The sequence below is a fragment of the Campylobacter concisus genome (genome assembly GCF_902460625.1).
Taxonomy (GTDB): Bacteria; Campylobacterota; Campylobacteria; order Campylobacterales; family Campylobacteraceae; genus Campylobacter_A; species Campylobacter_A concisus_AD.
On record NZ_CABPUT010000006.1, the window covers coordinates 83,925 to 108,658 of the forward strand.

The window sequence follows — 24,734 nt, forward strand, 5'->3', positions numbered from 1 at the left end:
TCAATAAAGATATTAATAATACGATATGACTTAGTATATTTTTAAAAGAATTTTTATCAACTATAATAAGGAAGTTTTAATTTACCTTATGTAGCCCAAGGATTAAATATTTTTTGACTATTTAGCCCAAAAGAGGGCTAAATTTAAACATTAAACCTAAAGTGCATAACATCGCCATCTTGTACGATGTAGTCTTTGCCCTCAAGTCTCATTTTGCCAGCCTCTTTGGCTCCGTTTTCACCGCCATGTGCGATGTAATCCTCGTAGCCTATTACTTCAGCTCTAATAAAGCCCCTCTCAAAGTCGTTGTGAATGACGCTTGCTGCTTTCGGCGCTTTCCAGCCATTTGTGATCGTCCAAGCTCTAACTTCCACGACGCCAGCAGTGAAATAGCTTATCAAATTTAGCTTTGCAAAAGACGTTCTTATGATCTTTTCAAGACCGCTTTCGCTCGTGCCAAGAGAGGCTAAAAACTCGTGAGCCTCCTCGTCGCTTAGACCTATTAGCTCCTCTTCGACTTTTGCGCAAAGCTTGATCACCTCGTGGTCTGAGGCTTTTGCGTACTCTCTTAGTGCTTTTACAAATTTATTATCTTCGCTAAGCCCTTCTTCATCAACGTTTGCACCATAAACTACCTCTTTGGCGCTTAAAAGCCTTAGCTCTTTGTTGAGCGCTAAAAACGCCTCACTATCTCTTTGCTCAAAGCTACTTGCGCTTTTACCTTCATTTAGGTGAGCCAAAAGTAAATTTGCTATCTCAAGCACTTCTTTTGCGCCTTTTGCGTTTGCTTTCGCCTCTCTTGTGAGCTTTTCTATCTTTTTGTTTAGCTGCTCGATGTCGGCTAGTATCAGTTCGGTTTGAATGATCTCGATGTCTCTTACCGGATCGACACTGCCCTCGACGTGAGTAATATTTTCATCTTCAAAGCAGCGAACGATGTGTAAGATAAGCTCGGTTTCTCTGATGTTTGATAAAAATTTATTGCCAAGCCCCTCGCCTGAGCTTGCACCCTTTACAAGACCTGCGATATCGACAAATTCGATGGTTGAATACTGAATTTTATTTGGACTTACTATTTTTGCAAGCTCATTTAGGCGCTTATCAGGCACTGGCACAATGGCTTTGTTTGGCTCGATCGTACAAAATGGATAGTTCGCACTCTCGGCATTTTGCGCCTTTGTAAGTGCGTTAAACGTCGTTGATTTACCCACATTTGGTAGGCCTACGATTCCAACTGAAAGTCCCATCAATTCTCCTTACTAAGTGCTTGTAGAAAGTATAAATTCATCCTAACGCCCGCTCCACTCGCGCCTGCTTGGTTGTATCCCCAAGCCTTTTCACGGTATGCTGGACCTGCGATATCAAGGTGTAGCCACTTATCTTTATACTCATCTTTGATAAATTTAGCTAGAAACATGCCAGCTGTGATCGCGCCGCCATATCTGCTTGAGGCACAGTTGCTAACGTCTGCGATCTGGCTTTTGATAAGCTCGCTAAGATAAGGATTAAAATCAAGCGTAGTCGCTAGTTCGCCGCTATCTTTTATCTTGTTTTTAAACTCGCTTTTTAGACTCTCGCTGTTGCCCATGATGCCAGTCGTGTACTCGCCAAGTCCCACGACGCAAGCGCCAGTTAGGGTTGCCATGTCGATTAGGATGTCTGGCTTAAAGTCTTGTGCGTAGCTTAGGCAATCAGCCAAGACCAAACGTCCCTCTGCGTCGGTATTTCTAACCTCTATGCTAATGCCACTTCTTGAGATTAGCACGTCATCAGGCTTATAAGCGTTGCCTCCGATCATATTTTCAGTGGCGCCTAAAATGGCGTGAATTTCAAATGGTAAATTTAACTCCGCTGCACCTTTTATGATACCAAGAGCTGCTGCTGCACCGCTTTTGTCTGACTTCATAGTGAGCATATAATCAGCCGGCTTCAGGCTAAGTCCGCCGCTATCGTATGTTAGACCTTTGCCGACAAAAATGATGCATTTTTTAGATTTTTTAGGCTTGTAGGTTAGGTGGATAAGCCTTGGTTTATGCACGCTTGCGCGATTTACCGCTAAAAATGCGTTCATATTCTCTTTTGCTAGAAATTTCTCATCATAGACCTCGCACTTTATGCTTGCGATGTTTTTGGCTAAATTTTGCGCATCCTCGGCCATCTTTTGTGGTGTATAAATTTCTGGGATTTCATTTACGATATCTTTTGCAAAATTTGTAGCATTTGCTATTACCTCTGCCTCTTTAAAGCTCTCATTTGCTACCTTTAGATCGACCTTTTTGCCAGCAAATTCTTCAGTAGAAAAGATGATCTCTTTTAGGGTGTATCTCTCTTTTTTCTCTTTATATTTGTTAAATTCATAGCTTCCAAGTAAAAAGCCCTCAGCAAGTGCCTCAAAGCTTAGTTTTTGACACTCTGCTATATATGAAGCTAGCTTTATACTCTTGATGTTTAGAGACTTTAGTGCGTTATAAGCTTTAGCTGCTGCAACTCTTAGCTCGTCAAGATCAAGCTTAGAAAGTGGTACGTAAGCCCTTTTTGCCTCGCTTAGGATAAGGACGCTATCGCCTTTGTAATTGTTAAATTTAATAGCCTCTTTATCGCATATAAATTTATGTTTTAAGTCCTTATCTACTACGAAAATTAGTTCAATATCAGCTTTTATATCTTTTATTTTTTTATCAACTATTTGAAACTGCATGTCTTCTATCTCTCCTTTCGTTTAAAATTTTATTTTCGATGCGCTTAAATGTGTAGATCAAAAGCCCCATAAATATAGCAACCACTGGGATAGCGACGTACCAGTGCTCTTTTGCTTTTTGCAAAAGCACAAGTATATGCTCGCCAAGTATCCAAGCAGGTATGGTCGTGATCGCCGCCCAGCACCAAGCGCTGATCAAATTTATAAAGGCGTATTTTTTAGCGTCATAGCCAGTAAGCCCTATGCAAAGCGGGATGATGACACGAAAGCCATACATGTAGCGTTGCAAAAAGATGATTGGCCAGCCGTATTTTTTCAGCATTATGTGCGCCACTGCAAATTTTCTCCGCTGCGTGTGAAGCCTTTTTGCAATGTATTTTTTGTTGTAACGGCCAAGATAGAAGTAAATTTGATCTCCCACAAAGCCTCCAAGTCCAGCCACAAAGATAGCAAGTGCTATATGCATATGCGTGGTGTGAGCGAGAATTCCAGCCATTATTAAGGCCATCTCGCCCTCCATGATACACCAGACAAAAAGTATGATGTAGCCGTACTCTTTAAGCAGTTCTATAAAAAATTCTTCCATTCTAAACCTCTAAAACGCTGTAAATTTTAGTAAGCGACTTTAGTTTTTCGCTCCCTTTTAGATCGACTAGATCTATGAGAAAGCACGCTTCAACGCAGGTTGCGTTGGTTTGATTGATAAGCTCAACTGAAGCCTTTGCAGTGCCTCCTGTGGCTATGAGATCGTCCATCAAAAGTACTCTTGCACCCGCTTTTTCTCCAAAAGCATCGATGTGAATTTGCACTTCATCGACGCCGTATTCTAGGCTATATTTTTGAGAAAGCGTGATAAAAGGCAGTTTTTTTGGCTTGCGTATCGGCACAAAAGGTAGCCTTAGCCTTGCTGCAAGCGCTGCGCCAAAAATGAAGCCACGAGACTCGATACCAGCGATATAGTCAATCTTTGCGTCCTCATATCTAGCCACCAAATGATCTATCAAAAAGTTAAATGCCTTTTTGTTATTTAGCAGCGTCGTGATGTCACGAAAAACTATGCCAGGCTTTGGAAAGTCGTTTATGCAGCGAATAGAGTTTAGTAAAAATTCTTTACCCTTTTGATCTAAAATTTTCATAAATTTCCTTAAATTTGAGGTTATAGTAGCGCTTCGATTTTGCCTTCAAGCTCACGTATGCGTTGTCTTAGCTTGTCGTTTTCTAAGCGGTACTGGGAATTTCTTGTGCGAAGCGAGGTCACGTCGTTTTTAGTTTTGTTTAGCTCGTCTGTTAAGATGTCGATGTTACCGAGGCTTCGCTGAAGTTGGATCTGAAATTTTCTTATGACGACCTCGGTGTCTTGGAGGTTATTTTTCATAAAATCTTTTGTCGCACGCTCTTTTTTTAGAAGCGTTTTGAAGTAAAAAACCATGACAGTTAGGTAGATCGCAGCACAAACAAGAGCGGTAAAAACGATCCACTCGCCTATCATTTGGCTTCCTTAAGCTCTATTTTTTTGACTCTTCTTTCATGTCTACCGCCTACAAACTCTGTCTTTAAAAATGTTTCAAGTGCTGCTGTAGCCACACCAGCTCCGATCACTCTTGCTCCAAAAGCGATAACATTTGCATCGTTATGTTCTCTTGCAAGTCTTGCAGTAAATTCGTCGTGACAAAGGGCACACCTTACGTTTTCATGCCTGTTTGCAGCGATTGAGATGCCGATACCTGTGCCACAAATGAGTACGCCGTAGCATTTAGGTTCAAGCTTGCTTGCTAGTAAGTGCGCATAATCGGGATAATCAACGCTATTTTTGTCATTCGTGCCAAGGTCAATGACTTCATGTCCAAGCTTTTTTATGACTTCCTTTAGCTCTGCTTTAAGCTCTACTCCAGCATGATCGCAGGCTATAAAAATTTTATCTATTTTCATGAAAAATCCAATAAATTTTTTGCAGATTATAGTCAAAGTTGCATTAAAATAAAATTTTGCTTGCATGTGAGAAAAGGCTATAATTTTAGAAATTATTAAAAGGGAAAAATATGAAAAAGACGCTCTTTTTAATGGCTTCAGTGCTAGCCTTTGCAAATGAAAATTTGATAGAGATCTATAAAGATCAAACCATCATCACTCAAAAATTTAGCGACGCAAATAGCTCTTTTAGCGCCTTTGTGCCAGAGGGCGTACAGAGTGATAGTATCACTATAAATGGCGATTGTGACGTGAATGCTAATCTAAAAAAGATCCGTGAAGAAGATAACCCAAGTTACATAAAATGGAGGCAAGAAGTTGTAAATTTAAGTAGCAAGCTTGAGGCACTAAAAGCAAGAGGCAGGTTTATAGAGCAAGCTTTGATAGGAGAAAACAAAAGTAACGATGTGACAAAAAGAGCTGATGAGTTTTATAAATTTAGCCTAGAAAATATCGAGAAAATTTCAGCTGCTAAAAGTGAGCTTGAAGCGCTTAAAGAAAATGAGCCAAAGAGCGAGATGGCTGGATTTTTGCAGCTTGATATGAAATTTGCTTGCGACCCAAAAGAGGCGACGCTTTCATACATGGATGATGAGGCGCCAAAGACGCTAAATGAAATTTATGCAGACACAAAAAACAAAAATATCTTGATAAAACAAGAAATTTTGCTTACCAACCCATTTGCAAGTGAAGTTAAAAATTTAAAACTCGCTATCTATCCGACCAGATATCAAAAAGCGCTTGCTCCAAGCAAGTTTTACCCTTGGTACGAGGAGAGTGAGGCGGAGGCTGATGGTTACGGCGCTTCAAAAAATATGCTAAGAGCCGCGAAAGTCACTGCTGAGGTCGCTGATATGCGTGTGCAAAGAGATGAGAATGAGTTTGCCAAAATTTGGAAGATAGATGGGATAAATTTAGCAAAAGGTGAGAGCAAATATATAACTTATGATACGCAAAAAATGGATGCAAATTTTAGCGTTTTTGCTGATTTTTACGGCTCATTAAAGGCATATAACGTAGCTAGCTTTAAGCTAAATGATGATCTAACGCCAGCTAAAACGCAGTTTTATGTTAATGGTGTGAGTATTGGCAGTCCAAGCGAGTTTGAGATGAAAGCAAAAAGATGAGCCCTCTCAGCTATTTTTAGGACAAAACGAGCTAATCGAGCTTAAAAAAGAGCGCTTAAATAAATTTAAAAAGAGCTCGCTTCTTGGTAAGGATCGCATAAGCGAAGAGGGCTATGAGATAAGTGTCAAAAATAACTCAAGTAAAAGTGTCGATGTCACTTTGGTCGATCGCGTGCCAGTATCTGCTGACGAGGCGGTAAAAGTCGAGATAAAGGGCTTTGATAAAAAGATATTAGTAAAGATGGCAAGGTGGAGCTTAAATTTAGCCTTGCACCAAAAGAGGAATTTAAAAAAGAGTACTCTTACAGGATCACAAAGCCAAAAATTTAGAGCAAATTTGCTCTAAATTTAGCCATTTATAAAGGCGCTTGCGATATCTAAAACGTATTTTATTGGATACAAGATATTATCTTTTAATGGCGAAACAAGGATGACAATAAGGATGACAAAGCCATATCTTGAGATACCCTCAAGCTTTTCAGCCAGTGCGTGAAATCCAAAATTTCTAAGCACGTACTCGAGCGCGTGAAAGCCATCAAGTGGCGGGATCGGATAGAGATTAAAGATGGCTAACATCAAATTTAAAAGCGCAAGCGTAAATAAAAACTGAAGTAAAATTTCAAAGGTTTCTATATTTAATAAAGCCTTTAACACAAAGAGCGATAAAATGCCTAAGATGACGTTGTAGCAGATGCCAGCTAGACTTACGTAGATAGCTGCCTTGTAGCCACCATTTCGCACGACCGTGTAGGTATTTACAGGCACTGGTTTTGCCCAGCCAAACATCATACCAGTGCTTAGATAAAGCACCAGCGGCACGATGATAGTGCCAACTGGGTCGATATGTTTTATAGGATTTATGCTAAGCCTGCCAAGGCTTTTTGCGGTATTGTCGCCAAATTTATAAGCGACATATCCGTGAGCGATCTCGTGGCCGACGATGGCGATTATTAAAGAGATGACGATAGTGGCGACTTTGATAGGGTCAAAATTAGTGAAGTCCATCAACTTCTCCCTCTTTTAGAGCTTGTTTTGTGAAAAACTCATCATTTTCTATCGTATCTACAAAACGCCCGATACGTTCCCAGCGCACATTGTAGTTCTTATCCCAGCTAAAATATATAAACCAAGGCTGACCGACTATGTCCTTATAAGCCACGCTTCCCCAAAAGCGGCTATCATTTGAGTGATCGCGGTTGTCGCCTATCATAAAGTACTCATCCTTTGGTACTTTGACGTAAAATGCATTAAGGTTAAAATTTGGATTTTGCGGCAATGAGCTAATGGACACTGGCTTCATAAAAACACTATCTTTGTTTGTATTTAGCATGAAAATCATCTGCTCAAATAAATTTACATTTTCGTCATAGTGGATGCCGCTAAACCTATATGGCTCTTTTATGAAAAGTTTGCCATCAAGCTCGGTTATATCGCTACATGAGTAGCCAAATTTACTCTCTTTACCATTTAAATTTTCACGGCAGTTTGCCTTTATAAAGCTATCTCCCTCTTTTGGGCGTAGATAGAGGGCTTTTTCGGTAAATACTATCTCATCTTCACTTGTGGCAAAGCAGCGTTTTACAAAGTGGGTCTTTTCATCTTTTGGATAACGAAAGACGACTATATCGCCTCTTGCCGGACCATCGCCTGTGATAAGATGCCCATTGTCATTTAGCTCAGGTAAAATTTTTACCTCAAGCCACGGAATTCTTGGTGTTGGTATGCCATAAACAAATTTTTTTGCAAATAAAAAATCACCAACCAAAAGCGTGTTTTTCATCGAACCAGACGGGATAACAAAGGCTTGAGCTATGAAAAATATAACAAAAAGTACGATGATGACCGTGCCAGTCCAGCTCGAGCAAAAGTCATAAAATTTAGTAAAAAATTTTTTCATTATTAGGCTCTTTTGTGGCTAGCTATCTTAGCTTGGGCTGCAAGGATTGTGTTATTTAAAAGCATCGCAATCGTCATCGGACCTACGCCCCCAGGAACAGGCGTGATGTATGAGCATTTTGGTGCGACCTCGTCAAAGTCCACATCGCCTACAAGTCTGCCATCATCAAGTCTGTTTATGCCCACATCAACGACTACTGCGCCATCTTTTACCATGTCAGCCTTTAAGAAAAATGGCTTACCAATGGCTGCGACGATGAGGTCGGCATTTTTGCAAATTTCTTTTAAATTTTTAGTCTTGCTATGTGTCACGGTAACGGTTGCTGAGGCGTTTAGAAGTAAATTTGCCATAGGCTTGCCAACAATGTTGCTTCTACCGATCACCACCGCGTTTAGTCCAGCCACATCAATGCCATACTCTTTTAAAATTTCCATCACGCCAAGTGGTGTGCAAGGCACAAAGCCATCTAGCCCACTAACAAGTTTGCCGACATTTACAGCGTGAAAGCCATCTACGTCTTTTGCTGGATCGATCGTTGCTAAAACGGTATTTGTATCTATATGTTTTGGAAGTGGCAACTGTACTAAAATTCCATGGATGCTATCGTCTAAATTTAGCACATTTATAAGCGCTAGAAGCTCTGCTTGAGTTGTATTTTCGCTTAGACGGTGAGCTACACTTTTTATGCCGTATTCGTTGCAGGCTTTTTCTTTGGCTCTAACGTATGTTTGAGATGCTTTATCTTCGCCTACCAAGATAACAGCTAGGGTTGGCTCTATGCCAAATTTTTTTAGTTCTTCAGCTCTTACTTTTACGCTTTCCTTGACCTTTAAAGATACGGCTTTGCCGTCTAAAATTTTCATATTGGATCCTTATTTAAAAGCTTTTTTAATCACAAGGGTGGTATCATACCTAAAATTAAATTAAATTTTTAAAAGAGAGGTTTATGCGGTCTGTTTTTTTGATTTTGTTTTTTTGTGTGGCGATTTTTGGAGCTGATTTTATCACAAAGACCGAGTACGCCAAGATGCTCTACCTAAATCCACGCGGCATAGGATGCGATAAATGTCACGGCACAAAGGGCGAGGGCAGTCTAATCTCCAAATACAAACACTTTGACAAAAAGACAAACAAAACGGTTGACGATGAGCTTAGAGCACCAAAGATAAATGATATAGATTTTGAAAGCTTTAAAGCCGCTCTAACTAAGCCAAAAGGTGTCATGCCAAGCTATTTTTTGACAGACGAGGAGACTACGATTCTTTATGAATACATTACAAATAAGATAAATACTCCTTCAAAAGCAGCAAAAGCACAAAATTTAAACAAGCCAGTTTCCACTGATACGACGCAAAAACAGCCAGAGCAATCTACTAAAGCCGCTCCTGCTACAAAGGTTACAGAGCCAGCTAAAACTACCACGGCTAAGCCAGCTGAGTCAGCAAAAACTGCTACTACGCAAGCACCAAAGTCGCCAGCAAAACCAACTGCAAACCCAAAAGATAATCAAAAGACAAATTTAAAAATACAAAATCAAAAGGATAAAAAATGACAAATAAAGAGGCATTTAGCGAAGCCAAAAAATATATCCCAGGTGGTGTAAATTCGCCTGTTCGTGCATTTGGAAGCGTTGGCGGTGAGCCTGTAATGATAGATCACGCAAAGGGCGCTTATCTATACGACGTCGAGGGTAAAAAATATCTTGACTTTATCCAAAGCTGGGGACCGCTCATATTTGGCCACTGCGACAAAGATATCGAAGAGGCGATCATCTCTGCTGTAAAACAAGGCGTTTCTTACGGCGCTCCATCACCAAAAGAGACAGCTCTAGCAAAGCTAATATGTGATGAGTTTAAACAAATAGATAAAATTCGCTTCGTAAGCTCTGGCACAGAGGCCACTATGAGCGCTATCAGAGTGGCTAGAGGATATGCTAAAAAAGATGGACTAATAAAATTTGAAGGCTGCTATCACGGACACAGCGATGCACTTCTTATCAAAGCAGGAAGTGGCGCTACGACATACGGCAACGCTTCAAGCAGCGGCGTACCACAAGATGTTGTTAAAAACACCTATCTAGCAGTTTATAACGATATTGAGAGCGTAAAAGCTATCTTTGAAAATAATAAAGACAAAATAGGCGTCGTCATAATCGAGCCAATTGCAGGAAATATGGGGCTTGTGCCAGCTGATAAGAAATTTTTAGAGGAGCTTAGAACACTTTGCGATAAATTTGGAGCTGTGCTTATCCTTGATGAGGTTATGAGTGGCTTTAGAGCCTCACGCCTTGGCTCATATCCATTTCACGAAGTGGACGCTGATCTCATCACATTTGGCAAGGTTATAGGCGGAGGCATGAACGTCGCTGCATTTGGCGGCAAGGCTAAGATAATGGACTGCTTAAGTCCTGATGGCGCTGTCTATCAAGCAGGCACACTAAGTGGCAACCCAGTAGCGATGAGTGCTGGCATAGCAGCGATTTCTAAGATAAATAGTGATCTAAATTTATACGCTAGGCTTGAAAAGCTTGCCATAAAACTAATGGACGGCTTTAAAGAGGCTGCAAAGAGTGCTGGCATCACCATCCAAACTGATGTTCGTGGCTCTATGTTTGGCTACTTTTTTACAGATCACGTTGTGAAAAACTACGACGATGCTCTAAAGAGCGATACAAAGCTATTTGCTAAATTTCACCAAGCTATGCTTAAGCGTGGAATTTATCTAGCTCCAAGTCAGTTTGAGACTGGATTTGTTTGCGATGCGATGAGTGAGGCGGATATCGATCTAGCGGTAAATGCAGCTAAAGAGGCATTTTTGGAGATAAAAGCCTAATGGCAAAATTTAAGATAAAAGATATCGTAGCGGGTGCTGAGCAGCTAAGCCTTGGCGTTTCAATCGTAGTTGCGATCTTGCTTGGCACCGGACTTGGGTATTTTGTAAAAAAGGCTACAAATTTCACGCCAGCTCTTTGGATAGGCTTTGCTATCGGTATTGCAGCTGCTATTTTAAACGTCTATAAAGCTTACAAAGCGCAGATAAAAAGCCTAGATGAGCTAAAAGATGAAAGCAGATACAAAGGCTACACAAAAGACGATGATGAGGACGATTAGTAGACTTTTGATTTGCTATTTTGCGCTTTGGCTAGCTCTTAGCGTGGTTGGCAAATTTATATCAAATCAATTTTTTATAAGCTCGCAAATTTCATTTTTTGCCTCGCTTATCATCTTAACGGCTAGTTTTTTTGCCTACAAAAACCGTATAAACTCAAGGTTAGAAAATGCAAGAGATGAAATTTTAGCCAAGATAGAAGAAGAGGACGAAGAGGATGAAATTTTGCCCCAAAATGAGGCAAAAGAGCTTAGCCTAAAAGATGAAAAAGTAAGGCTAAAAAAGCAGAAATTTTCATTTAAAGATAAAAGTTTTGCAGCAGCCTTTATGCCTTACCGCTTGGTGTCTTATGCGATACTTTTTTTTGGATTCATTTTTTTAAAAAATGAAAATTTACTAAATGCGTCTGGTTTTTTAGTTGGGCTTGCTCCGATGCCTATTGGTGCATTTGTTTTTGGGCTTATGGAGAATAAATTTAATACCATAAAGGATACTGATGGCAAGTAGCTTTAGGATCATCCGCTCGATGGGACCGCTATTTTTGGGCATGAGTTTGCTTTTTATCGGAAATGGTTTAGTCATCGCATCTTGTAGCGCACTTCTTAAGCAAAACGGAGTGGGTGAGCTAGAGATCGGATTAATTAACACGGGCTTTTTTGTGGGTGCGTTAATTAGCACCATTACAGCTCACAGAGTCATCTCAACTACTGGCCACATTAGAGCATTTGCCATCTTTTCAGCTATTTTTGCAGTCTCAGCTATGCTTCATGCGGTAAATCAAAATTTAGTATTTTGGGCGATATTGCGTGCATTTTTGGGATATTGCTACTACGCGCTTTTGATGGTTATAGAAAGCTGGCTAAATGCAAAAATTCCAAATAAAATAAGATCTCGCGTGATTGCCTTTTACGAAGGCGTTTTTTACACGAGTTTTGGACTTGGCATTTTGATCTTAGCACTTGATCTTAATACCTTTGAAATTTTCATTATAAGTGCGGCTTTTATCATGCTCTCAAGCATTCCATTAAATTTGATCCGTATAAATCAGCCTCAAATCCCAGAGCGTCAGCCCATAAATATCCCAAAAATTTTTGGCATAGTCCCGCTCGCTCTTGTTGGAGCGCTCATTGCAGGCTTAGCAATAAACGGCTTTTTTTCGATGGCAAGCCTTTTTGTCTTACTTCAAGGATACGGCACAAAAGAGGCGTCATTTTTTATGACGGTTGCGATGATCGGAGGCTTTTTAGCTCAAGTTTTTATCGGTAGTTTCTCTGATAGATATGGCAGAAGGCCAGCTATCTTGCTTTGTAGCAGCGTGGCTTTAATAAGCGCAGTTTTGTTTTTACTAAATGGCAAAAATTTAACGGTTGAATATCTGCTTTCATTCTTTTTTGGGGCTGGAATTTTTTGCACATATGGACTTTCTTTAGCTAGGGCAAATGACGAGATCACAGACAAGACAAAGAGCGTGCAAGTCGCACGTGCTTTACTATTTAGCTACTCTTTGGCTTCGCTTTTCTCGCCGCTTCTTATGAGCTATGCGATGAAAATTTTTGGAGCATTTGGCTTTATCTATGTTTATTTGGTGCTTTTTGCTGGACTTATTTTATTTGCACTAACGCAAAAGACAATACCACAGCACATGAGAAAAGAGTATAACGATAGGCTCGTTGCAAGGACGGCTGGCATAGCTACTATTGAGCAAAATGGAAATTTTGCCGATAGAGAAGATAAAAAGTAGAAAATGAACGTAGGAAATTCTTTGAATATATCAAACACTTCGGTTCAAACCGGACAAAATACTACTCAAAATGTGCCAGTTCGTAAAAATGAAGGCTCGCTTTTTAAAAATCAGCCAAGCGTACAAACGCCTAGTGAACAGAGCATTTCAGAGACACTTGATAATGTTGGAAAACTCGTTGCAAGAGTGCTTGATGATCTAAAAAGCGCTTCAAGTCTTAGCAAGGCTGAACAAATTTTATCTCAGGCAAAAGATACGAAGATCGCTCCAAATTTAGCCAGCGAGCTATCAGACCTTACCAAAAGCTTAGAGGCAGAAGCTGCGCAAAACGAAAGCCCTGAGATAAAGAGCCTTGCTCTAAAACTAAAAGAATTTCTAAAACCAATAGCCGATCTAAAAGCTGGCTCACTAAATGACCAGATCAAAAACTCAGGCGTAATGCTTGAAGCAAATTTAAAAGATGCACTTAGTCCAGAAAAGCTTCCAAGCTCGGTTCAGAAGCTACTAAGCGATATAAAAAATCTCTCAAGCGGGAATTTGCTAAATCAAATTTTAACCCTAAATGATGAAAAATTAGACAATCAAAACTCTTTTTCAAAGCTTGCTTCTATACTTGAAAAAGCGAGCAATGATGCAAAAAACATCCTTGATAACTCAAACATAAAAACCCTTTTAAAAGATGTTGATAAGCTTGATAGTGTGGTTAAATTTTTAGATAAAAATTTTTCAAAAGATCAAAATGGCGAGCTAGTAAAAAATCAAATAGGCAAAATGCAAAATTTCATCTCAAATTTAAGCGAGAAAGTCGCAAGCCTAGCAAATGAAAAGCTAAATCAAAATTTTGGTTTTAGCCAAAATCACAAAGAGCTAAAAACTATCCTTGATGGCATAAAAAATGATCTAAAAACGCTAAATAACATAGGCGATGAAGCAGGGCTTGTAAAAGCGTTTAATGAGATGAGCGATGTTTCAAAGGATGGCAGCTTACAAGATAAGCTCCAAAGCGCGGCGAGACGTCTTGCTCATAGCCTAAGTCTTGCTGATGCTAAGGCAAGTTTGGCTAAAAATGAACTAAGTGAGAGCAAGGCGCTTTTAAAACAACTAAATCTCGCTACAAACGACATAAATAACATTACGACTAAAAATAGTGGCGAAATTTCAAAGGTGCTAAGCCAAGATATAAAAAGTACGCTTTTAAATATCAGTGAAAAGAGTCAAAACCCGCAAAGCGTAAATGCTGCAAATAAGATGATTTCGCAGATCGAGATGCATCAAATGATATCAAGCCTTCAAGGCGGGATTCAAACCTATATGCCTTATATTTGGGACGGCGTTGAGGGTGGAAATATCGCATTTAAGCAAGGCAAAAAGGATAAATTTTACGCTCAGATCGATCTAAATTTTAAGAAATTTGGACAGATAAATGTGATGGTTGGACTTATTGATAAAAGATATATTGACCTCTCGGTAGCTACGCAAACAAATGAGTTTAAGGAGCTAATCCTCTCAAACTCTAGCGAATTAAAACAAGCAATATCAAAGCTAGGACTCATAGTTTCAAACTTTAATATCAAAACTTTGTCAAAAGTAAAGCTAAATGATAGATTTAAAAAATTTGGTGGCCTTGATGTGGGCTTTGATAAGAAAATTTAATGCAAGTAAATAAGAAAAAAGCAGTAGCTCTTGGCTACAACAGATCTAAAGATAATGCTCCAAGAGTGCTGGCTAGTGGCGCTGGTGAGATAGCAAATAGAATAATTGATCTTGCAAAAGAGCATGATATACCGATCAAAGAGGATCCTGACCTTATTGAAATTTTAAGCAAGGTTGAAGTTGATCAAGAAATTCCACCAAATTTATATAAAGCTGTTGCTGAAATTTTTAGCTTTTTATATAAGATCACAAAGAAATGATCTATAAATTTGCTTAAAAATTAGCAAGGCATATAAAGAGTGGCAAGGATATTGACGATATACAAAAAAGTGGCGTAAGCTAAATATTAAATTAAAATTTTAAAGGCTATTTGTGGCACAAAAATTAATATTAATAGGGGCATCTACTGGCGGGCCTGGGCATTTAAAAAAGTTACTAAAAAACGTAAAACTAAATGGAGCTATTATCGTGATAGCCCAGCACATGAATAAAATGTTTATAAACTCTTTTGCTATGCAAATCGGAAAAGAGTGTGGCTTGGATGTTGAAATTTTAAATGAGAGGAAAATTTTAAAAGAAAATACCGTATATGTTTGCGAGCAAAATGTAGTGGTATCACCAAATTTACCAATCAGTGCAAAACCAAATACAGAAGAAAAGACTATATATACGCCAAATGTTGATGTGTTGTTTAAATCTGGAGTAGGAATTTGTAAAAGCGCAAATGTCTTAGCTATCTTGCTAACTGGCATCGGAGATGATGGTGCATCTGGGCTTGATAAGCTTTATAAGGCTGGAGCAAAATGTATAGCTGAAAATGAAGAGAGCGCGATAGTTTATGGTATGCCAAAACGTGCAAAGGAGCTAAATCAAAGCTTAAAATCATTAAACCTAACTATGATAAAAAAAGAGCTGGAGGATTTTTTAAATGCTATTAACTAATGACGCAAAAGATACAAAAACAATGCAAACAAATACTTCACAAGATATGGATAGTTTTAATGAATTTATGAACGTTATCAAAACTCTTTGCGGAGTTGATCTGGAGCCAAAGATAGATATTACATTGCAGCGAATTACCATTTTTATTAGAGATCGCCAGATAAAAAGCTTTAAAGATCTTGTTTCGATGATAAGATATAACTCAAGCTTGCGACAAGATATTTTAAATCTAGTAACTGTAAATGAGACTTATTTTTATAGAGAGTTGCCTCAACTTAAAGATGTGATATATTACGCAAAGGAGCTTGGAGGAGCTAGAATTTTGTGTGCTCCTTGCTCTACTGGAGATGAGTCATATTCGCTCGCAATGCTTGCTTATGAGATGGGATTTAAACAGCATGAAATTTCAATCGTAGGTATAGACATAAACTCAGAAGCCATAGCAAGCTGTCAAAACGGCATTTTTAGTGAGAGAAGCTTGCATAGGTTAAGCGATTTTCAAAAAGAGAGATTTTTTACAAAAGTCGATGATAAATTTAAGATAAAAAAAGAAAACTTACCAAGGTGTGAGTTTAAAATTTTAAATGTTTTTGATGATGCTATTTTTAATCTAGGAAAATTTGATATCGTGCTTTCAAGAAATATGATGATCTATTTTGATGATGATTTTAGATTAAAATGTGTTGAGAGACTTCATAAATTGCTTAAGCCAGATGGTAGGCTTTACGCTGGGCACGCTGATCTTGTGCCTTACACTCCAGCTTATGAAAAGCGCTTTTCAAATGGAACTACCTACTATCTAAAAAAATAAAAATTTACCAAGTCGCCTTTTGAGCTTAGGCGACTTAATTTAAAATCAATTACCTTATTTTGTAGCTTTTTAATACTATGTGATAGTAAAAAGCCCCTACAAAAAAGAGGCTTCCCATAAAACTTGCAATCATCTCAACGCTAAGTCCAATATCATAAAGCAGACCAATGATAAATGAAATGAGAGCGCTAAAGCCAAGAAAAATCATATCGTTATATGCAATCACTCGGCCATAAAATTCTTTTTTGCAGTTTTGCTGAAGCATCGTATAGGTGTAGCTCCAAAGACTTGATGTGCAAAATCCAGCGAAGATAATGCCAATAAGCGATAGATAAAAATTCCAAAGCGATAAAGCCCAAATGATAATACCAAGACCTTGACCGATATATACGAAAATAAGCGTATTTTTATTTATAAATTTACTAAGTATGGCTGGAGCAAACATAAGTGAAATGGATCTTGAGGTATTTAATAGCCCTATAATTAGCGATGTCGAGAGTAAATTTGCATATTTGTAATCAGCCAAAAGTGCTATAAGCGCGTCATAAGCAGTAATGCCAACAAAGGCGTGCAAAAATATAAGGTGCACGATAAGTCTGTTTTCTTTTAAATACATAAGGCCATTTTTTAGCATTTTTAGTGGTTTTTCTATAAATTCTGGCTTTAGACCTTGTAAATTTAAAAAATATAAAAATCCAAAGCTAAGAATGTATAGTATGCCATCAAGCAAAAATGCGCTTTTTATCCCAAAAAAATGTATATAAACTCCAGCTAGCCCCATACCAGCAGTGTATGAGACCGCCCAGATGATAGAGTGGATCTCGTTTGCGAGTTTGAGATTTTCTTTGCTTAAAATTTTTGGCAGCACGCTCATCTCTACTTGAAAATACATTCCGCCAGTGCCATTTCTAACAAAAATGATGAGTAAAAGTAGCCATAAAAAATCAAGTGAGTCTATAAAAAGAAGCATAAAAACGCTTATCGTCTCAACTGCCATCATGATGACAAGCATTGGCTTTGGGCTAAATTTATCAACTAAAATTCCACTAAATGGAGCTATGACAACACCTGGGATAAATGCCATCGCCGCACTTAGCGTGATCGCCCAAACAGGAGCGTCAAGCTTGATAAGAAGGGTAAAAATACCTGTGTGCGAAAACCATACGCCAAAATAGCATATAAGCTGAATGATGCTTAAGAGGCGAAAATTTTTCTCTTCTTTTAAAAGTTTAAGATATTCTTTCAACTTATTGATTCCACATTAGCGTTATTTGCTCTATCTTTGTTTCATCTGGTATATCGTTTAGGCTTGTTATCTCTTTGGCAAGTGGATTTTTTAGTGTGATTAACATATCGTGGCTATCTATTTTTAGATAGATATTGTTTTTGTCACTACTAAATTTAGAGATAACAAGAGAATTTTTTATATCTTTGAAATTTGATTTAAGGCTGATATTTTCTGGAGTTTTAAATTCGTTAGAGTAAATTTCAATGCTTGTGATAATGCCATTTAGCAAGGTATATTCAAAAATTCTTTCATTTTTGCTTGTTACGATGTAGCTGTTTTCTTTTTTTGTATTATCCCGTTTTATGTTTTTTGAGCCATAAATTTTTATCACATCTCTATTTGCTGATTCGTTTGTCAGCTCTGCAAAAAAGCCTTTACCAAAGAGATTTTTTTGATCTTTATCTTTTTTATATCGTCCGCTTATGTGAGCATTTTTACAAATTTTGTCATTTGCTACTAGAAAAATTGCATTATTTATCCTGTGTATGCTTAGAGCAATGCCTTTTTCATCTAAAAGGTAAAAAATTCCTTTGTCGTAAAGTAGCTCTGAACTAAACTCGCAAAGCGGCGAGCCATTTTTTAATGATGAATAAAAACTTATTTTCGCACCATTTTTACTTGGCACGATTACGATATCTAAAAAGTTATCTTTGTTTTTAAATTTATAAAATTTAGCAAAAAAACTATCTTTGTAAGCTTTATTTACCGGTTCAAAATTATAAATTTGAGCTAGCACGCCAACTCGCTTATTTTTCTTGTCATCAAGCTGAAGAAGTGAGTTTTTATTTGGTGTGAAGTAGCTAAGATTGCCATTTTCATCTTTTAAAATGATAGCACTATCATCAACATCAAATGTGCCATTTTTTTCAACTAAGCTTACTTCTTTATCCATAGTAAGCATTGTTTTTGTGTAGGTTTTATCTTTATTTAGTGTAATGATAGTTTTTATGCCTTCGCAATTTGGGCAAGGCAAAATAGTGTGAAAACTACTATAAATTGAGTTTGGAAGTATTAACTTTTCTGGCTTTTTGGGTGTATTTGCCTGAACTAGCGGTTTATCTTCTTTTACTGTATTTTGTGTGTTTTGTTTTGGCTCTAAATTTTCATTTTTTGCGCAGCCAAGGATGAAAAATGAGATAAGTATGGCAAAAAGATATTTCATTTGCAACTCCTTAAAAATTGCAAAATTATATCATTTTGCCTTTAAAATTTATTTTATGCGTTTAAAGATGTATTTATCTTTTAGCTCGCCAGCGACCTCTTTTTTATCCATATCTAACATTTTTAGGTTCTCACCTTCTATTTTATAAAAGCTCTTTTCTTTATACTCATCAATCGTTGTTATCACACCATTTTCGATTGAGTATTTGCCTTTACTAACAGCTTTGTAGTTGTCTTTTGACTTGTAGTCCATTACGCTTTCAAATGTACCATCTTTTTTTAATGTTAAGCGTGAATCAACACCCATGCAACTAGCGCAAGGTAAAAATGCTTTATAAGTGCCCTCGATGCTGCTAATTGGAGCTTCGCAGCTACTTTTTACTTCACATTTGCCTTGTGGGACGTTTGCATTTTGGCTAGATGAGGCACAACCTGCCAAAAGTAGAGCCGCACTTAGTGCAAAAATAAAATTTTTCATGCTAATCCTTTTTGAAAATAAAATTTAAAATGTATTATAATACTTAAGAAAATAACAAATTATAAATTAAAGGAGTAAAAATGCAAATCGAAGCATTTGGCGTTTTAGTCGTAGTTCTGGTTATCTTTGCGTTCTTGTTTTTAAAGGCTGGTATCAAGATTGTCTCACAAGCTGATAATCTACTCATTGAGCGACTTGGCAAATTTCACAAAGTGCTTGATGGCGGATTTCACATAATCATACCATTTGTCGATCAAATAAGAGCGATAATCACCGTAAAAGAGCAGCTTGTAGACATCACAAAACAGCAAGTCATCACAAAAGATAACGTCAACATAAGCGTCGATGGCATCGTCTTTTTAAAGGTCTTTGACGCAAAAATGGCGGTTTATAACGTAGATAACTACAAACGCGCCATTGCAAATTTGGCCATGACAACGCTTCGTGGTGAGATAGGTGCGATGAATCTTGATGATACACTAAGCTCACGTGACCGCCTAAATGCTGCACTTCAAGTGGCTCTTGGCGACGCAGCTGGCAACTGGGGCGTAAAGATCATGCGTGTAGAAATTTCTGAAATTTCTGTCCCACTTGGCATCGAAGAGGCGATGAATATGCAGATGAAAGCTGAGCGTGAAAAACGTGCGATCGAGCTAAAAGCCTTGGCTGAAAAAGAGGCGTTAATTCGCAACGCAGAGGCGCTAAAACAAGAAAAAGTGCTTCAAGCAGAGGCTATAGAGCGTATGGCCGATGCGAAAAAATACGAACAAATCGCCATAGCAACGGCTCAAAAAGAGGCCATGGATATGATAAATGACAGCATGAGTAAAAACGCAAATGCAGCAGAATTTTTGCTCGCGCGCGATAGAGTCGGGGCATTTAGCGAGCTAGCTAAAAATAGCTCAAAAGATAAAATTTTAGTTCCTTACGAAGCAGCTGAGCTTATTGGCTCACTTAGTGTTTTGAAAAATTTCCTAGCTAAGGATAAGGCGTGATCAGCCCTTTTATAATGATAGCAATCGGTGTGGTTTTGTGCATCACCGAGTTTATCTTTTTCTCGTTTTATTTGCTATTTTTTGGCATAGCTTTTATCGTAGTTGGAGCTATAAATTTTGGTTTTAGTTTTGCTTGGAGCTATCAAATTTTAATTACGGCGGCGATTGCGATCGTGCTTCTTGTGCTTTTAAAAGCGCCGTTAAAGAGCAAATTTATGTCTAGAAAAGAGAGCTTTAATGAGGAATTTTTAGACGAAGCCGGAGTTGGCGAGATCAGAGAAAATATGGTCTATTTCAAAGGCACTCTTTGGAAATATGACGGAAATTTAGCTAACGGAGAAAAAGTGACGGTTCTTGGCACCAAAGGTGACAAGGTTATATTAAAATAAAGTGCCATTTGGCACTTTATCTATTTTGCGTGAGCTGGGCAGGCTTGCATATCGCCGTGCATTGAGCCTTGCATCATGCAACCTTGATGGTGGCAACCTTGTTTTTGCATATCACTTTTTGTCTCTTTGTGATGAGGGCAACCGCAACCTTCGTGGTCTGCTGGCTTTGGCTCATTTTTAGCACAACCAACTAAAAATAGTCCGCAAATAACGGCAAATACTATCTTTTTCATAACTCGCTCCTTTAAAGAATTTTTAACATTTTAGCCTTTAAAAATTAATTTTTCATAATGCCTGATTTATCATATTTAAAAGCATTTTTGGCTAAACTCTCGCCCAAAAATAAGCAAAATAAAAGGTTAAATTTGAAAAGACTTAGTGTAAATGAGGCCATCGATCTTATAGAAAATGCACCACTTCACGAGCTTGGCAAGATGGCGCTAGCTAGAAAAAAAGAGCTTCATCCAGAGGGCATAACGACCTTTATCGTAGATCGCAACATCAACTATACAAACGTCTGCTGGGTGGATTGTAAATTTTGTGCATTTTACCGCCACGCAAAAGAAGAAGACGCTTATGTGCTAAGTTTTGAGGAGATCGGCAAGAAGATCGAGGAGCTAATAGCCATCGGCGGCACGCAAATTTTATTTCAAGGTGGCGTTCATCCAAAGCTAAAGATCGAGTGGTACGAGGAGCTTGTTGGCTACATCAGCAAGCACTATCCAAGCATCACGATACATGGTTTTTCAGCCGTTGAGATCGACTACATAGCAAGAGTTTCAAAAATTTCTACAAAAGAGGTCTTAAGACGTCTAAATGAAAAGGGCCTATACTCGATGCCAGGGGCTGGAGCAGAAATTTTAAGTGATAGAGTGCGTGACATCATTGCGCCAAAAAAATGCGACACCGCAGACTGGCTTCGCATACACAAAGAGGCACATGAGCTTGGCATGAAGACGACTGCGACGATGATGTTTGGCACGGTTGAGAGCACTCGTGAGATCGTGGAGCACTGGGAGCACATCAGAAATTTACAAGATGAAACGGCTGGATTTAGAGCCTTTATACTTTGGAGTTTTCAGGGGCTAAATACAAAGCTCATGCAAGAATTTCCAGAGATCAAAAAACAAAGCTCAAATGTCTATCTAAGGCTTCTTGCTGTCTCAAGGCTCTTTTTGGATAACTTTAAAAATATCCAAAGCAGCTGGGTTACACAGGGCAGCTACGTTGGTCAGCTAGCGCTTCTTTTTGGCGCAAACGACCTTGGTAGCACAATGATGGAAGAAAACGTCGTAAAGGCGGCAGGTGCAAGCTTTAGGATGAATCAAGACCAGATGATCGAGCTTATAAAAGATGTCGGAGAAATTCCAGCTAAACGCAACACAAACTATGATATTTTGGAGAAATTTTAGATGAAAATTTTAGATATCGATGTAAAAAATGTAAAAATTCCAGTCGTTTTTGAAAACTCAAAAGCGATGCCGGTAGTGAGCCTCAGACTTGTTTTTAAAGCAGCTGGTAGCTCTCAAAATGGTAAGCTCGCAGGACTAGCTAGACTAAGCGCAAATTTACTAAACGAGGGCGATATAAAGCTAGGATCGGCTAAATTTGCCAAAGAGCTTGAAGTAAGGGCGATCAGCCTAAATGCAAGCTGCGGTTTTGAGACATTTTGCATCGATCTAAACTGCCTAAAAGAGCACTTTGCCTTTGCGTGCGGCAAGCTAAAAGAGCTTATAAGCGCTCCAAATTTAACTGATGAAATTCTAAATAGGTGCAAAACCGTCACACTTGGCGAGATTGCAGCAAATGAAAACGACTTTGACTACGTGGCAAGGCAGGGGCTCTTTGAGCTTTTATACCCAAAAAGCGTACTTGCTCAGCCAAGTATTGGCACTAAAAAGAGCATAAAAGCGATCATGCTTGAGGACGTGAGAAAGTTTTTAAACGAGCATTTAGACCTTTCAAATCTGCTTTGCGTGCTAGGTGGCGACATCGACGAGAAGCAGACAAAAGAGCTTGCTAGTGTTTTAGAAATTCTAAAACCTGGCAAGGTGCGAAAACTAGAGCGCTTTAGCCCAAGTGACAAGTGCGAAAGCAGCGAGATCATCAGGCAAAGCGAACAGGCCTACATCTACTTTGGCGCGCCATTTGATGTAAAGCCTGAAGAAAAATACAAGGCCGCTGTGGCGACATTTATTTTAGGCGAGGGCGGCTTTGGCTCGAAGCTCATGGAGGAGATCCGCGTGAAAAGAGGGCTTGCATATAGCGCCTACGCTAGAAATTTGCTAAATCTCTCTTACAGCCAGCTTTACGGCTACATGCAGACAAAAAATGAGAAAAAAGATGAGGCGATCGCCGTTATAAAAGAGGAAATTTCAAAATTTAGTAAAAAAGGCGTTAGCAAGGCCGAGCTTGAGCAGGCGAAGAAATTTTTACTTGGTTCGTTGCCGCTTAGACTTGAGACGCTATTTAAGCGCCTTGACATCGCGCAAGGCGAGTTTTATGAGCATGGCGAACTTGGGGCATTTTTAAAGGATCTGGATAAAATTTCAGCCCTTTCCCTAAGTGAGCTAAATAGCTTTATAAAAGCCCACGCAGAGATAAACGAGCTAAGTTTTTGCGTTTTAAAAAATGAAATTTGAAGCAAGCGACAGAGCAAAACTTCTAAAAATAGGCGTGCTTAGCCTACTCGACCTTGCTCTCGTGCTACCAAAGGGCTTTGAGGATACGACGATCGCTAAGAGCCCAAGAGAAGGGCAGGTCTGCATAAATGTAAGGATCACCTCACTCGCCTCGCGCCCTGGCATGTTAACGGCGCTTGCCTTTTGTGAGCAGTGGCAAAGTAGCGTAAAGATCGTCATTTTTAACGCAAAGTCTTGGCACTACGGCGCTTTTAAGACAGGCAAAGAGATGGCGATATATGGGCTTTGCTCCTACGCCTTTGGCTCGTGGCAGATCGTAAATCCAAAAATCACCACAAAAGTAGGCCAGATAGTGCCTAAATTTAAGACCGAGCTAAAAGATGATGAAGTCAAAAAACTTGTTTTAAAATATATAAATTTACAAAATTTATTAGCCGAGGGCTTAAGCGAGCGAGAGGCTAAATTTCTAGCTGATCTGCAGCGGCTAGACGAGCAAAGTGTACAAATTTTATACCGTCTAAAAAACGACAATGAGGGCGCGCACATTTTAAAATTTGTAGAAATTTTTAACTACATAAAAAAGCTAAGTGCTAAAAAAACCTACTTTAAAAGCCCAAAAATCAAGCTTTTTGATATAAGCTCTTGGCTTAAAAGCTTGCCATTTACGCCGACAAATGACCAGATAAACGCCATAAATGACATCAGAGACGACCTTAGCGCTGTGCAGGCAAAAAGGCGCGTCATAATGGGAGATGTGGGAAGTGGCAAGACGCTTGTGATCCTAGCAGCTGCTCTTAGCGTCTATCCGCAAAGCGCCATTTTGATGGCGCCAACAAGCATCTTAAGCGAGCAAATTTATAACGAAGCAAAGAGGCTACTACCGCCTTTTATGAACGTGATGCTGGTGCGAAGCGGGGAGAAAAAGATAGACTTTAGCGGGGTAAATTTGATCGTTGGCACGCATGCGCTACTCTTTCACGAGCTGCCAAACTCGCCGCTTGTTATGGTCGATGAGCAGCACCGCTTTGGCTCAAACCAGCGCAAAAAGATAGAGGAGCTTGCCTCAAACGAGGACGAGCGAGCAAATTTCGTGCAGTTTTCAGCTACGCCAATACCTAGGACGCTAAGTTTAATCCAGTCTGAGATCGTAAATTTTAGCTTTTTAAAGCAGATGCCATTTAAGAAAAATATAATGAGCCAAATTTTAGGCGCTAGCGAGTTTGGCTTTTTGCTAGCTCACATCAAAAAGCAGCTTGCGAGCGGCTTTCAAGTAGCCATCATCTATCCGCTAGTCGAGAGCAGCGAGAGCTCAAACTACCAAAGTCTAAGTGAGGCGCAGGGCTTTTGGCTAAAGAATTTCAAAAATGTCTTCGTCACGCACGGCAAGGACAAAGAGAAAGAGGAAATTTTAAGGCGCTTTAGAGAAGAGGGCGAAATTTTACTCTCAACCACCGTTGTTGAGGTTGGTATTTCGCTACCAAGGCTAAATACGATAGTGATCGTGGGCGCTGAGCGGCTAGGGCTTGCCACGCTTCATCAGCTGCGCGGCAGAGTGGGGCGAAACGGTGGCGATGGATACTGCTTTTTATTTACCAAGCTAAAAGAGGCGCCAGCAAGACTAAAAGAATTTTGCGCGACAAATGACGGTTTTAAGGTGGCCGAGCTTGATCTAAAAAACCGCCAAAGTGGCGATATACTAAATGGCTTTTTCCAGCATGGAGCGACCTTTAACTTCTATGAGTACGAGGACGATATCACGCAGGCCGCAAAGGCTAGAGTGGCGACACTTGCTAAAAATAATGCCTAGTTGCTTTTGGCTTAATCTAAATTTTTGAT

The 24,734-nt window shown here is 39.1% G+C and carries 27 protein-coding genes and 2 pseudogenes; 16 read left to right on the top strand and 13 right to left on the bottom strand.

The annotated features are described in order from the left end of the window. Positions 1-143: 143 nt before the first annotated feature. Genes ychF through rpiB form a run of 6 tightly spaced genes read right to left on the bottom strand, consistent with a single transcriptional unit; the run spans position 144 to position 4,627 of the window. Complete coding sequence (ychF, locus tag F3G69_RS04855) at positions 144-1,247, bottom strand: redox-regulated ATPase YchF (protein WP_148821280.1); 1,104 nt, start codon at positions 1,245-1,247, stop codon at positions 144-146. Continuing rightward, entirely contained in the window at positions 1,247-2,698 is a 1,452-nt protein-coding gene (locus tag F3G69_RS04860; protein WP_149714574.1) for a leucyl aminopeptidase, read from the bottom strand. The genes ychF and F3G69_RS04860 overlap by 1 nt, the downstream gene beginning before the upstream one ends. Beyond that, a complete protein-coding gene (locus F3G69_RS04865; protein ID WP_021083652.1) occupies positions 2,679-3,284 on the bottom strand; it encodes a DedA family protein in 606 nt (201 codons plus the stop codon). The genes F3G69_RS04860 and F3G69_RS04865 overlap by 20 nt, the downstream gene beginning before the upstream one ends. A 1-nt stretch (position 3,285) precedes the next feature. Next, entirely contained in the window at positions 3,286-3,834 is a 549-nt protein-coding gene (gene apt / locus F3G69_RS04870; RefSeq protein WP_149714575.1) for an adenine phosphoribosyltransferase, read from the bottom strand. Between the two features lie 20 nt (positions 3,835-3,854). After that, positions 3,855-4,187, bottom strand: a complete 333-nt coding sequence (locus F3G69_RS04875) for a hypothetical protein (protein WP_002939538.1) — start codon at positions 4,185-4,187, stop codon at positions 3,855-3,857. Beyond that, positions 4,184-4,627 carry a ribose 5-phosphate isomerase B gene (gene rpiB / locus F3G69_RS04880; protein WP_149714576.1) on the bottom strand — a complete coding sequence of 148 codons (444 nt, stop codon included), beginning with the start codon at positions 4,625-4,627 and terminating at the stop codon, positions 4,184-4,186. Before rpiB ends, F3G69_RS04875 begins: the two co-directional genes overlap by 4 nt. Positions 4,628-4,737: 110 nt before the next feature. Here rpiB and F3G69_RS04885 point away from each other — a divergent pair, with 110 nt between their 5' ends. Together F3G69_RS04885 and F3G69_RS04890 are read left to right on the top strand one after the other, a co-directional pair. Next, the gene (locus F3G69_RS04885) at positions 4,738-5,793 is read left to right on the top strand and encodes a hypothetical protein (RefSeq protein WP_149714577.1); all 1,056 of its coding nucleotides are present in this window, start codon (positions 4,738-4,740) and stop codon (positions 5,791-5,793) included. Between the two features lie 28 nt (positions 5,794-5,821). Beyond that, positions 5,822-6,139: pseudogene (locus F3G69_RS04890) on the top strand (DUF4139 domain-containing protein); the annotation flags it as partial. Positions 6,140-6,141: 2 nt separating this feature from the next. Here F3G69_RS04890 and F3G69_RS04895 read toward each other — a convergent pair. Genes F3G69_RS04895 through folD form a run of 3 tightly spaced genes read right to left on the bottom strand, consistent with a single transcriptional unit; the run spans position 6,142 to position 8,553 of the window. Beyond that, positions 6,142-6,798 (bottom strand): site-2 protease family protein, encoded by a 657-nt coding sequence (locus tag F3G69_RS04895; RefSeq protein WP_149714579.1) that lies wholly within the window; start codon positions 6,796-6,798, stop codon positions 6,142-6,144. Continuing rightward, the gene (lepB, locus tag F3G69_RS04900; protein WP_149714580.1) at positions 6,785-7,690 is read right to left on the bottom strand and encodes a signal peptidase I; all 906 of its coding nucleotides are present in this window, start codon (positions 7,688-7,690) and stop codon (positions 6,785-6,787) included. Before lepB ends, F3G69_RS04895 begins: the two co-directional genes overlap by 14 nt. A gap of 2 nt (positions 7,691-7,692) precedes the next feature. Then, positions 7,693-8,553, bottom strand: coding sequence for a bifunctional methylenetetrahydrofolate dehydrogenase/methenyltetrahydrofolate cyclohydrolase FolD (gene folD, locus F3G69_RS04905; protein WP_103560598.1), 861 nt, complete (start codon positions 8,551-8,553; stop codon positions 7,693-7,695). Positions 8,554-8,636: 83 nt separating this feature from the next. On the opposite strand from folD, the pseudogene F3G69_RS09290 reads away from it, so the two are divergent. From F3G69_RS09290 to F3G69_RS04950, 9 genes and pseudogenes are all read left to right on the top strand, one after another. Next, positions 8,637-8,972, top strand: a pseudogene (locus tag F3G69_RS09290) (c-type cytochrome); the annotation flags it as partial. 266 nt (positions 8,973-9,238) lie between these two features. Further along, entirely contained in the window at positions 9,239-10,522 is a 1,284-nt protein-coding gene (hemL, locus tag F3G69_RS04915) for a glutamate-1-semialdehyde 2,1-aminomutase (protein ID WP_149714582.1), read from the top strand. Then, entirely contained in the window at positions 10,522-10,800 is a 279-nt protein-coding gene (locus tag F3G69_RS04920; RefSeq protein WP_084108504.1) for an AtpZ/AtpI family protein, read from the top strand. The genes hemL and F3G69_RS04920 overlap by 1 nt, the downstream gene beginning before the upstream one ends. Next, positions 10,787-11,305 carry a hypothetical protein gene (locus tag F3G69_RS04925; RefSeq protein ID WP_223155878.1) on the top strand — a complete coding sequence of 173 codons (519 nt, stop codon included), beginning with the start codon at positions 10,787-10,789 and terminating at the stop codon, positions 11,303-11,305. The genes F3G69_RS04920 and F3G69_RS04925 overlap by 14 nt, the downstream gene beginning before the upstream one ends. Then, positions 11,295-12,539: an MFS transporter gene (locus tag F3G69_RS04930; protein ID WP_149714583.1), complete on the top strand. Its 1,245-nt coding sequence runs from the start codon at positions 11,295-11,297 to the stop codon at positions 12,537-12,539. Before F3G69_RS04925 ends, F3G69_RS04930 begins: the two co-directional genes overlap by 11 nt. 21 nt (positions 12,540-12,560) lie before the next feature. Then, the gene (gene fliK, locus F3G69_RS04935) at positions 12,561-14,192 is read left to right on the top strand and encodes a flagellar hook-length control protein FliK (RefSeq protein ID WP_188115335.1); all 1,632 of its coding nucleotides are present in this window, start codon (positions 12,561-12,563) and stop codon (positions 14,190-14,192) included. Further along, positions 14,192-14,452 carry a FlhB-like flagellar biosynthesis protein gene (locus tag F3G69_RS04940; RefSeq protein ID WP_021090972.1) on the top strand — a complete coding sequence of 87 codons (261 nt, stop codon included), beginning with the start codon at positions 14,192-14,194 and terminating at the stop codon, positions 14,450-14,452. The genes fliK and F3G69_RS04940 overlap by 1 nt, the downstream gene beginning before the upstream one ends. A 112-nt stretch (positions 14,453-14,564) precedes the next feature. Continuing rightward, positions 14,565-15,134, top strand: a complete 570-nt coding sequence (locus tag F3G69_RS04945; protein WP_021090732.1) for a CheB methylesterase domain-containing protein — start codon at positions 14,565-14,567, stop codon at positions 15,132-15,134. Next, on the top strand, positions 15,121-15,945 hold the full coding sequence (locus tag F3G69_RS04950) for a CheR family methyltransferase (RefSeq protein WP_149714585.1): 825 nt from the start codon (positions 15,121-15,123) through the stop codon (positions 15,943-15,945). Before F3G69_RS04945 ends, F3G69_RS04950 begins: the two co-directional genes overlap by 14 nt. 49 nt (positions 15,946-15,994) lie before the next feature. On the opposite strand, the gene F3G69_RS04955 is transcribed toward F3G69_RS04950, so the two are convergent. The 3 genes from F3G69_RS04955 to F3G69_RS04965 are packed head-to-tail and all read right to left on the bottom strand — an operon-like array spanning position 15,995 to position 18,872. Beyond that, entirely contained in the window at positions 15,995-17,191 is a 1,197-nt protein-coding gene (locus tag F3G69_RS04955) for an MFS transporter (protein WP_149714586.1), read from the bottom strand. Position 17,192: 1 nt separating this feature from the next. Next, complete coding sequence (locus F3G69_RS04960) at positions 17,193-18,395, bottom strand: copper resistance protein NlpE (protein ID WP_149714587.1); 1,203 nt, start codon at positions 18,393-18,395, stop codon at positions 17,193-17,195. Between the two features lie 48 nt (positions 18,396-18,443). Continuing rightward, positions 18,444-18,872: a copper resistance protein NlpE gene (locus F3G69_RS04965; RefSeq protein WP_149714588.1), complete on the bottom strand. Its 429-nt coding sequence runs from the start codon at positions 18,870-18,872 to the stop codon at positions 18,444-18,446. Between the two features lie 80 nt (positions 18,873-18,952). On the opposite strand from F3G69_RS04965, the gene F3G69_RS04970 reads away from it, so the two are divergent. Together F3G69_RS04970 and F3G69_RS04975 are read left to right on the top strand one after the other, a co-directional pair. Then, positions 18,953-19,867 carry an SPFH domain-containing protein gene (locus tag F3G69_RS04970; protein WP_103600497.1) on the top strand — a complete coding sequence of 305 codons (915 nt, stop codon included), beginning with the start codon at positions 18,953-18,955 and terminating at the stop codon, positions 19,865-19,867. Further along, the gene (locus tag F3G69_RS04975; RefSeq protein ID WP_021090625.1) at positions 19,864-20,256 is read left to right on the top strand and encodes an NfeD family protein; all 393 of its coding nucleotides are present in this window, start codon (positions 19,864-19,866) and stop codon (positions 20,254-20,256) included. The genes F3G69_RS04970 and F3G69_RS04975 overlap by 4 nt, the downstream gene beginning before the upstream one ends. A gap of 20 nt (positions 20,257-20,276) precedes the next feature. Here the strand turns inward: F3G69_RS04975 and F3G69_RS04980 are convergent, their stop codons facing one another. Continuing rightward, positions 20,277-20,489, bottom strand: coding sequence for a hypothetical protein (locus F3G69_RS04980; protein ID WP_149714589.1), 213 nt, complete (start codon positions 20,487-20,489; stop codon positions 20,277-20,279). Positions 20,490-20,621: 132 nt separating this feature from the next. Between F3G69_RS04980 and F3G69_RS04985 the strand changes: the two genes are divergently transcribed. Genes F3G69_RS04985 through recG form a run of 3 tightly spaced genes read left to right on the top strand, consistent with a single transcriptional unit; the run spans position 20,622 to position 24,705 of the window. After that, entirely contained in the window at positions 20,622-21,668 is a 1,047-nt protein-coding gene (locus F3G69_RS04985; protein ID WP_087579812.1) for a dehypoxanthine futalosine cyclase, read from the top strand. Continuing rightward, entirely contained in the window at positions 21,669-22,898 is a 1,230-nt protein-coding gene (locus F3G69_RS04990; RefSeq protein WP_149714590.1) for a M16 family metallopeptidase, read from the top strand. It begins immediately after the preceding gene. Beyond that, positions 22,888-24,705 (top strand): ATP-dependent DNA helicase RecG, encoded by a 1,818-nt coding sequence (gene recG, locus F3G69_RS04995; protein ID WP_149714591.1) that lies wholly within the window; start codon positions 22,888-22,890, stop codon positions 24,703-24,705. Before F3G69_RS04990 ends, recG begins: the two co-directional genes overlap by 11 nt. Positions 24,706-24,734 lie beyond the last annotated feature (29 nt).